Source organism: Streptomyces sp. NPDC012825, assembly GCF_042900925.1.
GTDB lineage: Bacteria > Actinomycetota > Actinomycetes > Streptomycetales > Streptomycetaceae > Streptomyces.
The window spans coordinates 72,260-85,009 of sequence record NZ_JBIBBZ010000022.1 but is presented as its reverse complement, the minus strand read 5'-3'; the positions used below and the strand labels follow the sequence as shown (position 1 = coordinate 85,009).

Genomic DNA, 12,750 nt, shown 5'->3' with positions numbered 1-12,750 from the left:
ACTTCGCGTACGACGACGAGGAGACCTGCATCGCCGAGGTCCGCTACCTCCTGTCGATGCTCCCGCAGAACAACCGCGAGAACCCCCCGGCCGTCCCCTCCGAGGACCCGGCCGACCGCCGCTCCGACGTCCTGCTCGACCTGGTCCCGGCCGACGGCAACCGCCCGTACGACATGCACAAGGTCATCGAGGAGCTCGTCGACGACGGCGACTACCTGGAGATCCACGAGCGCTGGGCCCGCAACATCGTCTGCGCCCTGGCCCGTCTGGACGGCCAGGTCGTCGGCATCGTCGCCAACCAGCCCCAGACCCTGGCCGGCGTCCTGGACATCGAGGCGAGCGAGAAGGCCGCCCGGTTCGTGCAGATGTGCGACGCCTTCAACATCCCGATCATCACCCTTCTGGACGTCCCCGGCTTCCTTCCCGGGGTGGACCAGGAGCACGGTGGGATCATCCGGCACGGCGCCAAGCTGCTCTACGCCTACTGCAACGCGACCGTGCCCCGGATCAGCCTGATCCTGCGCAAGGCGTACGGCGGCGCGTACATCGTGATGGACTCCCAGTCCATCGGCGCCGACCTGACGTACGCCTGGCCCACCAACGAGATCGCGGTCATGGGCGCCGAGGGCGCCGCCAACGTGATCTTCCGCAAGCAGATCGCGGAGGCCGAGGACTCCGAGGCCATGCGCACCCGCATGGTCAAGGAGTACAAGGCCGAGCTGATGCACCCCTACTACGCCGCGGAGCGCGGTCTGGTCGACGACGTCATCGACCCCGCCGACACCCGCCAGGTCCTCATCCGCTCCCTGGCCATGCTCCGCACCAAGCACGCCGACCTGCCCTCCCGCAAGCACGGCAACCCGCCGCAGTAAGAGGAGCCCACCGAAGTGACCACGCCCGCCACAGCCAACCTTCTCCGCGTCGAGAAGGGCCACGCCGACCCCGAGGAGCTCGCCGCCATCACCGCGGTCCTCCTCGCCCGCGCGGCCGCCCAGCCCGCCGCCGACACCGCCGGAGCCCACCGCGGCCGTACCGCGGCCGGCTGGCGGCGCCTGGAGCGCGAGCACGGCTTCCGCGCCCCGCACAGCTGGCGCTAGCCGGCACGGAGCAAGGAGAAGCACGGCGAAGGGCCGGAACCCGGTGAGACCGGGGTCCGGCCCTTCGCGCTGCCCGCACACCGAAGAACGCACACCGCAGAAGACACGCCGAAGAACGCACGCCGAAGGCCGCGTCCCCCTTCCGGGGAGCGCGGCCTTCGGGACGAACGGGTACGGACGGAACGCCGGGGGACAGCTACCGCAGTCGCGCCATGAGGGCGTGCTCGACGAGGGTGATGAGCGCGCTCTTGGCGTCCGCGCGGTGGCGGGCGTCGGTGGTGATGATGGGGGTGTCGGGGCCGATCTGGAGGGCCTCGCGGACTTCCTCGGGCTGGTAGGGCTGGTTGCCGTCGAAGCCGTTGAGGGCGATGACGAAGGGCAGGCCCGAGTTCTCGAAGTAGTCGACCGCCGGGAAGCAGTCGGCGAGACGGCGGGTGTCGACGAGGACGACGGCGCCGATGGCGCCGCGGACGAGGTCGTCCCACATGAACCAGAAGCGGTCCTGTCCGGGGGTGCCGAACAGGTACAGGATCAGGTCCTGGTCGAGCGTGATGCGGCCGAAGTCCATGGCGACGGTCGTCGTCGTCTTGTCGCCGGTGTGGGTGAGGTCGTCGATGCCCGCGGAGGCGGACGTCATGACGGCCTCGGTACGCAGCGGATTGATCTCCGAGACGGCGCCGACGAACGTGGTCTTGCCCACGCCGAAGCCACCCGCCACCACGATCTTCGCGCTGGTGGTTGAACGGGCCGCGCCGCCGCTAGAGCTTGCGAAGTCCACTGAGCACCCTTTCGAGCAGTGTCACGTCTGGCTGACCGCCGGCGGCCTCGTCGCCGCCGGGCTGGTGGATGGCGACGAGTCCGGCCTCGGCCAGGTCGGCGACGAGGATTCGGGCGACGCCGAGGGGGATGGAGAGAAGTGCCGAGATCTCGGCGACCGACTTGATCTCGAAGCAGAGCCGGCAGATCCGCTGGTGCTCGGGCAACTGCCCCTGCAGCCGGGACGGATCGGCCGTCGTGCTGACCAACGCCTCGATGGCGAGCTGGTAACGCGGCCTGGTCCGGCCGCCGGTCATCGCGTACGGACGCACCAGCGGGTTGTGCCCGCCCGAACCGCCCTGGGCGGACGGGCCGCGCGAGGCGGACGGGCCGGCGGGTGCCGACGGGGCGTACGGCTGCCGGTAGGGCTGCGACACGCCCTGCCCGCTCGGTGCGGAGGGAAAGTTGAACCGGTTCTGCGCGGCGTCGCCCAGCGGCGCCCGATGCGCGTCATAACCGTTGTAAGGGCTCCCGCCCGGGGGTGTTCCCACGTTTCCTCCTCCGACTGCCTCGCGGTCCATGTCCCTTGGAGCCGCGCCACCGCACCTTACGGGGCGGTGGCGCGAAACGCACGATCTGTCTGTTGATTGAGAACGGTCAGTTGAGAAGGCTGCCCTGCAGTTCCGCCCGGAGATCGGGGGTCAGGACGGTGCCCGCGCGGTCCACGAGCAGGGCCATCTCGTAGCCCACGAGGCCGATGTCCGCCTCGGGATGGGCGAGTACGGCCAGCGAGGAGCCGTCCGACACCGACATGATGAAGAGGAAGCCCCGCTCCATCTCGACCACGGTCTGGTTGACCGCACCGCCCTCGAAGATCCGGGACGCGCCCGCGGTCAGCGAGGTCAGTCCGGACGCGACGGCCGCCAGCTGGTCGGCGCGGTCGCGGGGGAATCCTTCGGACATCGCCAGCAGGAGTCCGTCGGCGGAGACCACCACCGTGTGGGACACCCCGGGGGTGTTGTCCACGAAGTTGGTGATCAACCAGTTCAGATTCTGCGCCGCCTGGCTCATGCTCACACTAACGCTCCTGGTTGTAGGTACTGCCCGGGCCGAGGCCCGATCCGTTCGTGTCCGTTCCCGCGTTGCGTCCCTGCTGGACGCCCCGGCGCAGGTTGCTCAACCTGCCCCGTACGTCCTCGGGTGCGCGGGAGACCTGGGGGCCGCCCTGCGGGGTCTGCTCAGCCGTGCCCTCGACCAGGTTGGCCTTCGGGACGCGTCGGGGGAGACCGGACGAGGTGACCCCGCCCGCCTTCGGGTCCTTGAGCTTTCCGGCCCGCTGCCAGCGCTCGTCGTTGGTCGAGCGCCAATCGTCGGGACCGCCGGCCTCGGTCTGCTGCTGTTCCGGCTGCGCGGACTTGGCCGGCTGCGGCGTCCGCTGCGTCGGCGGGGCGACGCTGCCGCGGCGCGGCAGTCCGGCGTCGGTCAGCGCGGGGCCGGCGTCCGGGGCGGGATTCGGAGTCGGACCCGGACGGTCGAAGCCTACGCGGTCGGCGGCCTGTTCGGGAGCGGGCCGGGCAGATTCCGGTTCCGCCCGGTACTCCTGCGCGTAACCACCCTGGTAGGCGTTCTGATCCGGCCACTCAGCCTGGTGGGACTGGGGTTCGAACGCCTGCTCGTACTGCTGGTGTTCGGTTTCCGGAGTTCCGTACGAGGCTTCCGCATAGCCCTGCTGAGGGTACGCCTCGTAGCCCTGCTGCGCTCCCCCGTAGCCCCCGGCCCGGGAGGCGTCGCCGCCGTAACCGTCCTGCTGCGGGTAACCGGCCGCGTACTCCTGGCCGTAACCCTGCTCCTGGCCGTACTCCTGCGCGGGAGCGTACTCCTGGCCGTACCCCTGGCCCTGCGGCTGCTCCTGGGCGTACTCCTGGCCCTGGACGGCCTGCTCCTGCCCGTACTCCCCGGGCCGGCCGTACTCCTCCTGCTGCTCCACCTCGTCGCGGAAGAGCGGCTGGTCGCCGTTCTGCGCCCGGTCGCCCAGGGCGGCGCGCCGGCCCTTGCGCCGCAGCGAGCGGTCGACCGGGTCGAGGCTCTGCTGCTCCCCGTCCGGCTGCTGCTCGTAGCGCGAGTCGTCGAAGCCGAGGTCGGCCGCGGTCAGCATCGGCTGCGCGGGAGCGGCCTCGAAGGCGTTCTGCGCCGGCTGCTGCTGCTCCGGGATGATCTGAGAGACGGTGAAGTCGTCCTGGATCGGCTGCTCGCCACCGCCACCGTGGGTGATCGCGTCCGGCAGCATGACGAGCGAGGTCGTCCCGGCCTGCTCGCCCGAGGGGCGGAGCTGGACCCGGATGCCGTGCCGGTCGGCGAGCCGGCCGACCACGAAGAGGCCCATCCGCTGCGAGACGGCGGCGTCCACGGTCGGCGGGTTGGCCAGCTTGTGGTTGATGTCCGCGAAGTCCTCGGCGGTGAGGCCGATGCCCTTGTCGTGGATCTCGACCATCACGCGGCCGTCGGGGAGACGGGTCGCGGTGACGCGGACCTTGGTCTGCGGGGAGGAGAACGTGGTGGCGTTCTCCAGGAGCTCGGCGAGCAGGTGCACGAGGTCGGTCACGGCCTGGCCGTGGATCTCGGCCTCCGGGACGCCCGCCAGCTCGATGCGCTCGTACTGCTCCACCTCGGAGGAGGCGGCGCGCATGACGTCGACCAGCGGGACCGGCTGGTCCCAGCGGCGGCCGGGCTCCTCGCCGGCGAGGACGAGGAGGTTCTCGCCGTTGCGGCGCATGCGGGTCGCCAGGTGGTCCAGCTTGAAGAGGTTCTCCAGCTGGTCCGGGTCGGCCTCGTTGTTCTCCAGGTCGGTGATGAGGGTCAGCTGGCCCTCGATCAGCGACTGGTTGCGGCGCGAGAGGTTGGTGAAGATCGCGTTGACGTTGCCCCGGAGCATGGCCTGCTCGGCGGCGAGCCGGACGGCCTCGCGGTGGACCTGGTCGAACGCGCGGGCGACCTCGCCGATCTCGTCCCGGGAGTCGATCGGGATCGGCTGGACGCGGGTGTCGACCCGGCCCGGCTCGGTGCGGGAGAGCTGGTCGACCAGCATCGGCAGGCGCTGCTCGGCGATGCCGAAGGCGGCGGTCCGCAGGGTGCGCATCGAGCGGCTCATCTGGCGGGCCATCATCCCGGCCAGGACGAACGCGGCGAGCAGCGCGATCACGACGATGGCGCCGTTGAGCCAGGCGTCGGACTTGGCGTCGTCGGAGATCTTGACGGCCTCGGTCACGGCCCTGTCGACCAGGGTCGTCTCGACCTCGCTGTAGCCCTCGAACTTGGCGGTGGCGACGGCCATCCAGGCCTCGGGGGTGATGCCCTCGGCCTTCAGGTCCTTGATGCCCTCGGGGCCCTTGGCCGTGCCGATCGCGGCGGCCACGCCGGAGTAGACGGAGCCGTCCTTGCCCTTGGGCAGCTCGGCGTCGGCGGCCTGCAGCTGCTTGGCGCCCTCGGCGGCCTTGCCGGCCATGACCTTCTTGAGGAGTTCGACGTCCTCGGGCAGGCCGCCGGAGCTGAACTCGCCGAGGGCGATCTGCTCCAGGTAGTTGTACGAGTTGAACGCCACGGACTGCTGGGCGAAGACGGCCTCGTCGCTGCTGGGACGGACCAGGAGCTGGGTGCCGATGGACCGCTGGAGGGACTCGGCGCCCTTGGAGAGCTGGACCGCGTAGACGCTGCGGCCGTAGCTGGTGATGTTGCCGGTGCCCAGGCCGAGCTCGTTGGAGAACTCGGTCAGGTAGTGCTGGACGGACGTGTACCCGAGCTGGGTGTTCACCGGGTCGTAGGAGCGGGCGTAGGCGTCCTTGCGGAGCGCCTGCAGCTTCGGCTCCTCGTCCCTGAACAGGCGCAGCCGGCGCTCCAGGCCCTGGCCCGACGGCAGGTTCTTGACGGCCTCGTCGAACTTCAGACGGGCGGCGTCGGTCGCGGCGTACGCGCGGGTGACCTCGTCGGCCTTGCGGTCCTCGTCGCTCTTGGCGACGAGCAGCGGGGCGGCGGTGAGGTCCCGCTCGTTGAGCAGCGCGGTGCTGTACTCCGAGGCGGCGCGCACGATGAGCGCCGTCTTCTCGGCGTCCTGGGCCTCCTGCCAGGTGTCGATCGCGGCCTTGACCTGGAAGCCGCCCATGACGAGGCCGACGAGCACGGGTATGAGGAGGATCGCGTTCAGCCGGGTGGGCACCCGCCAGTTGCGGGGAGACAGCTTGCTGGAGCTTCCCTCGGCCGCCTCGGTGGGCGGCGGCGTGACGGGCACGTCCGCGGGCGACACCGCCGTGCGCGACGGCGGTGTGAAGTTGCCCCGCGTCTCCTGCTCCGCGGAGCTTTCCTTGCTTCGCCTCACTCGACCAACAACCTCTCGGCGTCGGCACCTACGTTGTGCCGGTGTTTCGTTCAGGGCCGTACTACTCGGGAGTTCATGAATTGCAGCACGTGAAGGGGGTCCCTTCCAAACAGTGGGCCGCGACTCCTTTACGTGGTCCGGACCGCGCATAAAACGGGCATAAAGAGCGAGCCCCGCCAAAAAGCGGGGCTCATGTGAGCGCAGTGACACCGATCGGATGCGTCGGGTGTCCGAGGCGCCCCAATTCTCTGTCGAAACGTTATGAACACGGGAGCGGTCGTGTCGAACGACACAGACCGCCCCCCGGCGGGGGTCCCAGGGGCAACGGCCCCTCCCGTCGCCCTACTTGAGCCGCGCCATGAGGGCGTGCTCGACGAGGGTGATGAGCGCGCTCTTGGCGTCCGCGCGGTGGCGGGCGTCGGTGGTGATGATGGGGGTGTCGGGGCCGATCTGGAGGGCCTCGCGCACCTCCTCCGGCTGGTAGGGCTGGCTGCCGTCGAAGCCGTTGAGGGCGATGACGAAGGGCAGGCCCGAGTTCTCGAAGTAGTCGACCGCCGGGAAGCAGTCGGCGAGACGGCGGGTGTCGACGAGGACGACGGCGCCGATGGCACCCCGCACCAGGTCGTCCCACATGAACCAGAAGCGGTCCTGTCCGGGGGTGCCGAACAGGTACAGGATCAGGTCCTGGTCGAGCGTGATGCGGCCGAAGTCCATGGCCACGGTCGTCGTCGTCTTGCCACCCGTGTGGGTGAGGTCGTCGATGCCCGCCGACGCGGACGTCATCACGGCCTCGGTACGCAGCGGATTGATCTCCGAGACGGCGCCGACGAACGTGGTCTTGCCCACGCCGAAGCCACCCGCCACCACGATCTTCGCGCTGGTGGTCGACCGGGCCGCACCGCCGCTAGAGCTTGCGAAGTCCACTGAGCACCCTTTCGAGCAGAGTCACGTCCGGCGTGCCGCCGGTCTCTCCGTTGCCCGGCTGGTGGATCGCCACCATGCCGGCCTCCGCCAGGTCGGCGACGAGGATCCGGGCGACGCCGAGCGGCATCGACAGGAGGGCCGACACCTCGGCCACCGACTTGACCTCACGGCACAGGTGGCAGATCCGCTGGTGCTCGGGGAGCAGCGTGGCGAGGTGCGCCGGGTCGGCCGTGGTGCTGACCAGCGCCTCGATGGCGAGTTGGTAGCGCGGCCTGGTCCGGCCGCCGGTCATCGCGTACGGACGCACCAGCGGCTGGTCGCCCTCGTGCCCGTACTCGTCGACTGAGGCGCCGTACGGATCGTGAGAGGCGGGGGGCGGGGTCATGAATCCTCCGGGCGTGACAGCAAGACTTCTGCCGTCTGATGGGGCCGGTGGGGGGCCGGGTGGGGCGGCCGGACGGTGAACGGTGTCCGGAGCGGTACGGAGGGGCGCACCGCCCCGTCGGTCATTCGTTACGGGGGGTCCGGGAGACCGGGGTACGGGTCCCGCTAGTGGAGCAGGCTGCCCTGGAGCTCCGCGCGGAGGTCCGGGGTGAGCACGCTGCCGGCCCGGTCGACCAGCAGCGCCATCTCGTAGCCCACGAGGCCGATGTCGCACTCGGGGTGGGCGAGCACGGCCAGCGAGGAGCCGTCCGAGACCTGCATGAGGAAGAGGAAGCCGCGCTCCATCTCCACGACGGTCTGCGCGACCGGGCCCCCCTCGAAGATCCGGGACGCGCCCGCGGTCAGCGAGGTCAGTCCGGACGCGACCGCCGCCAGCTGGTCAGCGCGGTCACGGGGGAATCCTTCGGACATCGCCAGCAGGAGTCCGTCGGCGGAGACCACCACCGTGTGGGACACCCCGGGGGTGTTGTCCACGAAGTTGGTGATCAACCAGTTCAGATTCTGCGCCGCCTGGCTCATCGCGTTCAACTAACGCTCCTGCTGATGGTTCGGACCGAGGTGGTGAGTACCCGTGGTCGAGTTACCGGCCTGACGGCCCTGCTGAATGCCGCGGCGCAGGTTGGTGAGCCGGCCGCGGACGTCGTCGGGTGCACGCGAGACCTGGGGGCCGGCCGTGTGGGCCTGCTCCTGCGCGGTCCCGGGTACGAGGTTGGCCTTCGGCACGCGCCGGGGGAGGCCGGAGGTGGTCACGCCGCCGGCCGCGGGCTTGCGGACCCGCTCGGCCTGGCGCACCAGCTCGTCGTTGGGCGAGGACCGCCAGGCGGCCCCGCCGTTCTGGTCGCCGCCGTGGCGGGGCGCCGGGGCGGACGACCGCGGCACGACCGGGGTCTGTGCCGTCTGCGCCGGGTCCTGGGGCTGCTGGCCCGCCTGGTCCTGGTGGAACCAGTTGGTCTCCAGGTTGTCGTACAGCGGCGTGCCACCGCCGCCCGCGCCGCTCGCCGGCGGCAGCGCCTCCGGACGGCGCGGCTGCTGGAGCTGCGGCTGCTGGGACTGCTGCTGCGGCTGCTGCCGGACCGGCTCGGCCGGGCGCGGGGCGCCGAAGTCGTTCCCGCCGGCCCCCTGGCGAGGCGCCGGAGCCTGCGGCTGCTGCTGCGCCTGAGGCACGAAGGGCTGCCGGCCGAACTGCTGCTGCTGTCCGCCCTGGTAACCCTGCGGGGCCTGGGGCTGCTGCGGGGCCTGCTGCGCGCCGAAGTCGGGGCGGGCGAACTGACCGGTGGAGCCGGGACCCTGCGGGGCACCGAAGTCCGGACGCGGGAACTGCGCCGTGGACGCCGGGTCCTGCGCGCCGCCCTGGTACCCCTGGGGGGCCTGCGGCTGCTGCGGGGCGCCGAAGTCGGGGTGCGGGAACTGGCCGGTGGAGCCGGGACCCTGGGGAGCCTGCGGAGCCGCGAACCGGCCCGTGCCCTCCGGGTCCTCGTGGCCGCGCGGGGCGTCCAGCGGGGACATCTCCTGCTGCGGGCGCCGCACCGGCTGCTGCTGGGCCTGCTCGGCGCCCCAGCTCGCGGCCTGCGGGCGCTGCTGCTGGGCGTTGCCGCCCGGCAGCTCGGCGCGCGGGAAGTCGTACCCGCCCTGCGGCGCCTGCTGCTGCGGGCCGGGTCCGGCCTGCGGGGCGCCCTGGTTGCCCCACACGTCCGTACGGGAGGGGATGGCGCTCGCGGCGCCGCCGATGAGGCCGCCGCCGCCCGGGCGCGGGGCCTCGGGGGCCTGGGGCGCCTGCGGGACCTGCGGCAGCCGGCCGGTCTGCTCCAGCTGCGCGTTCTGCGGCTGCGGGGTGCGCTGCTGCGGCGCGCCCTGCGGGCCGCCGGCGAGCGGGGCGCCGTCACGGGCGGGCAGCGCGGCGCGGGGACCGCCCGCACCGACCTGGCCGCGCGCGGCACCGGCACCGGCGCCGAGGCGCCCGGCCGCCGAGGACGGCGCACCGCCCTGGCCCGGACGTCCGCCGGGACCACCGGCCGCGCCGGGGGCGCCGGGCAGCCGGCCGCCCGGGGCGGAGGCACCCGGAGGCATCGCGCCCTGGCCGCCCGCGCCCGGCTTGGGCATGGGCTTCTTGCCGCCCTGGGCGACGTCGACCGGGAGCATGACGAGCGCGGTGGTGCCGCCCGAGTCGGAGGGGCGCAGCTGGATGCGGATGCCGTGTCGCAGGGACAGGCGGCCGACCACGAAGAGGCCCATGCGGCGGGAGACCGAGACGTCCACGGTGGGCGGCGAGGCGAGCCGCTCGTTGATCGCCGCGAGGTCCTCGGGGGAGAGGCCGATGCCGGTGTCGTGGATCTCGACGAGCACCCGGCCGTCGGGCAGCGCGTGACCGGTGACCCGGACCTTGGTCTGCGGGGAGGAGAACGAGGTGGCGTTCTCGAGCAGCTCGGCGAGGAGGTGCACGAGGTCGTTGACGACCCGGCCGGCGACCTCGGTCGCCGGGACCGCGGCCAGCTCGATGCGCTCGTACTGCTCCACCTCGGAGGCGGCGGCGCGCAGGACGTCGACCAGCGGGACCGGGCGGGTCCAGCGGCGGCCCGGCTCCTCGCCGGCGAGGACGAGGAGGTTCTCGCCGTTCCGGCGCATGCGGGTCGCGAGGTGGTCGAGCTTGAACAGCGAGGAGAGCTGGTCCGGGTCGGCCTCGCGGGACTCCAGCTCGGAGATGAGCGAGAGCTGGCGCTGGATGAGGCCCTGGGAGCGGCGCGAGAGGTTGGTGAACATCGCGTTGACGTTGCCCCGGAGGAGGGCCTGCTCGGCGGCGAGACGGACGGCCTCGCGGTGCACGTCGTCGAAGGCCGCGGCCACCTGGCCGATCTCGTCCCGGGAGTGCACGCCGACGGACTCGACGGAGGTGTCGACGTCCTGCGGGTCGGACTCGGAGAGCTGCTTGACGAGCTCGGGCAGGCGTTCCTGGGCGACCTTGGTGGCGGTGTCCTGGAGCCGGCGCAGCGAGCGGATCATGGACCGCGCCACGACGAAGGCGCCGACGAGGGAGACGCCGAGGACGACCAGGATCAGCGCACCGTTGATGATGGCCTCGCGCTGCGACTCCTGCCGCAGCTCACGGGCCATGGACTCCATCTGGCCGAGCAGACCGGCCTCGATGACGTTCATCGCGGCGATCTTGGTGCCGTACTCGTCGGTGAAGTTCAGGTGACCGCGGGGGGCACCGCTCTGCATCGCGTTGTCCGAGTTCAGCACGCGCTCGGCGTACTTGTCGGCGTTCGAGATGGAGGGATTGCCCCGGTTCAGGGACGAGGTCAGCTCGTCGGCGTCGCCGCCGATCGACTTGTAGATCGCCTGGAAGGACTTGAGCTCGACGTTCTCACTGTTGCGCGCGGCCTCGCCGTACAGCCGGTCGCCCTGGGCGATCCTGCCCTTGGTCCGGTCGCTCGGGGGCAGCGCCGCCGCGATGATCGCCTGCTGGATGGAGGCGTACTCCTTGGCGGACGAGAACGCGGCGAGCGCGCGGGTCCGCTTGATCATGTCGGGGTTGCTGGTCGCCTGCGCCATGTCCTGGGACAGGCTCAGGAGCGAGCGGATGAGGCGGCTGTAGGCCTCGACCGTCACCGAGTTGGAGACGTCCTTCTTGTACGCGCTGCCCCGGATGGAGTGGAGCTCGGTGACCTGCGAGGCGATCTGGCTGACGTTCTGCCGGATGCTGCGCAGCGCCTCGTCGCCCTCGGAGGAGGGGATGTCCTCGGTGGCGGCGAGGAAGGCCTTGAGTTCGAGGTCCGTCTTCCGGCGCGGGTTGGCGACCTGGTAGTCGCTGACCGGGCGGTCGTTGGCCAGCGGGCCGGCGGAGTGGTCGCGCTCGGCCTGGAGGGCCTTGGCGAGGTCCGTCGCCTCACGGGTCAGCTTGGTGAGCAGCTGCATGTGGTCGAGCTGCTCCATGTCCTGGAGCGACTCGTTGATGCGGATGCCGCCCAGGGCGGTCGCCGCGACCACGGGGAGGGTGAGGAGCGCGACCAGGCGCGTGGAGATGCGCCAGTTGCGAAGGGCTATTCGGGGGCCGACCTCGTTCGCGGCCCCGGGCGCGGCGGCGGAGGACTCGGACGGCGCGGCCGCGCCGGAGCGACGGCCGCCGTCACCGCCCTCGCCGACCGGTCCCTGACCCTGGTTCGGGGTGTGCGGGACCGAGGGACCGCGGTCGGTCCCGGCACGCGGTTCCTGCTCCGCCGGAGCATCCGCTCGGCCCTGACGGGCCTGGGGAGACCCCGAGCCATCCCTCTTGAAACGTCCCTGCACTAGCGTCGCAACCTCTGGACCAGGCGCCCTTCCGGATGAACGGAGAGGGCGGTGTCGGTGTCGATCGGGGTGTGGAGCACCCCAGGTGGTCGTCGGTGACCGGCGCAGCTCCCCCTTCGTCCCGCCACTCGGCCGGTGCTGCGTCGCGCCTCCTGCGCGCCGGCTTGAAACCCGCGGCGGTGCGGGAATTCCAGCACAGTGCCGGATCTCCAACAAGGGCCGCGTGTCGCGCCGGAAAGGGTATGACGAAGCGTGCGCGCCGTGTCACCCGATGTAGAAGATGATCACGGAGGATTCGGACTTTTCCGTGCCAATGACCCCGGGTCCCCGTGTGTCCCAGTCGACATGATCAGGAGCGGAATAGAACATTCAGTGGCGGAATGTCCCTTTCCGTGCCGACCGATGACTGTCCGCAATGCCTGGAATATACCGTCACGGGTGAGCAAACTCACATGCCGATGGGTGTCTTGGTCATGCATTCGAAGGGAACGCCATGTTTAGCCTGACGCTTTACGCCCCTTACGCGCCCGCCCGGGCGCCCGTCCCGGAACAAGGTCTGATCACCGCGATGAAGAAGACGACGCTCCGCACCACGGCCAACCCCCGCCGCTCCACCCTCGTCCACCTCGCGGACGCCGCACAGCTCGGCCGGGGCGCCCGGCCGGAGTACGCGGCCGAGCTGCCGGGCCGGACGGCCAACCCGCGCCGCACCGTCCTCATGCAGCCCCCGGCCCCGTACGAGCCCGCCCCGTACGCCACGGTCGCGCGCTGACGGACCTCCCCGCCCCCGGGCCCGCCCCCACCGGCCCGCGCGCCCGCACATCGCCGTCCGGCGGCCCCCCGCCGCGTTAGCCTGGAGCGTCAGACTCCAGCCAG

Annotated in this window: 11 protein-coding genes; 3 read left to right on the top strand and 8 right to left on the bottom strand. The window is 71.6% G+C overall.

Annotation, left to right across the window (positions count from 1 at the left end; all coding sequences use genetic code 11):
- Positions 1–872: acyl-CoA carboxylase subunit beta (locus ACFY7E_RS29665; protein ID WP_389490177.1), on the top strand; the 872-nt coding region annotated here is incomplete at its 5' end.
- Positions 873–887: 15 nt separating this feature from the next.
- Positions 888–1,097: an acyl-CoA carboxylase subunit epsilon gene (locus tag ACFY7E_RS29660; RefSeq protein ID WP_389490175.1), complete on the top strand. Its 210-nt coding sequence runs from the start codon at positions 888–890 to the stop codon at positions 1,095–1,097.
- A gap of 196 nt (positions 1,098–1,293) precedes the next feature.
- Here ACFY7E_RS29660 and ACFY7E_RS29655 read toward each other — a convergent pair whose 3' ends face one another.
- From ACFY7E_RS29655 to ACFY7E_RS29620, 8 genes are all read right to left on the bottom strand, one after another.
- Positions 1,294–1,875 carry an ATP/GTP-binding protein gene (locus tag ACFY7E_RS29655; RefSeq protein ID WP_015036414.1) on the bottom strand — a complete coding sequence of 194 codons (582 nt, stop codon included), beginning with the start codon at positions 1,873–1,875 and terminating at the stop codon, positions 1,294–1,296.
- A complete protein-coding gene (locus ACFY7E_RS29650) occupies positions 1,856–2,404 on the bottom strand; it encodes a DUF742 domain-containing protein (RefSeq protein ID WP_389490173.1) in 549 nt (182 codons plus the stop codon). Before ACFY7E_RS29650 ends, ACFY7E_RS29655 begins: the two co-directional genes overlap by 20 nt.
- Before the next feature lie 106 nt (positions 2,405–2,510).
- On the bottom strand, positions 2,511–2,924 hold the full coding sequence (locus ACFY7E_RS29645) for a roadblock/LC7 domain-containing protein (protein WP_056644956.1): 414 nt from the start codon (positions 2,922–2,924) through the stop codon (positions 2,511–2,513).
- Positions 2,925–2,931: 7 nt separating this feature from the next.
- Positions 2,932–6,222, bottom strand: a complete 3,291-nt coding sequence (locus ACFY7E_RS29640; protein ID WP_389490171.1) for a nitrate- and nitrite sensing domain-containing protein — start codon at positions 6,220–6,222, stop codon at positions 2,932–2,934.
- Positions 6,223–6,564: 342 nt separating this feature from the next.
- Positions 6,565–7,146, bottom strand: coding sequence for an ATP/GTP-binding protein (locus tag ACFY7E_RS29635; RefSeq protein WP_161374012.1), 582 nt, complete (start codon positions 7,144–7,146; stop codon positions 6,565–6,567).
- Entirely contained in the window at positions 7,127–7,531 is a 405-nt protein-coding gene (locus ACFY7E_RS29630; protein ID WP_017235980.1) for a DUF742 domain-containing protein, read from the bottom strand. The genes ACFY7E_RS29635 and ACFY7E_RS29630 overlap by 20 nt, the downstream gene beginning before the upstream one ends.
- A gap of 164 nt (positions 7,532–7,695) precedes the next feature.
- Positions 7,696–8,109, bottom strand: a complete 414-nt coding sequence (locus tag ACFY7E_RS29625; protein ID WP_015036421.1) for a roadblock/LC7 domain-containing protein — start codon at positions 8,107–8,109, stop codon at positions 7,696–7,698.
- Between the two features lie 9 nt (positions 8,110–8,118).
- Complete coding sequence (locus ACFY7E_RS29620; protein WP_389490169.1) at positions 8,119–11,874, bottom strand: nitrate- and nitrite sensing domain-containing protein; 3,756 nt, start codon at positions 11,872–11,874, stop codon at positions 8,119–8,121.
- 493 nt (positions 11,875–12,367) lie between these two features.
- On the opposite strand from ACFY7E_RS29620, the gene ACFY7E_RS29615 reads away from it, so the two are divergent.
- Positions 12,368–12,646, top strand: coding sequence for a hypothetical protein (locus ACFY7E_RS29615; protein ID WP_389490167.1), 279 nt, complete (start codon positions 12,368–12,370; stop codon positions 12,644–12,646).
- The last annotated feature ends 104 nt before the right edge of the window (positions 12,647–12,750 follow it).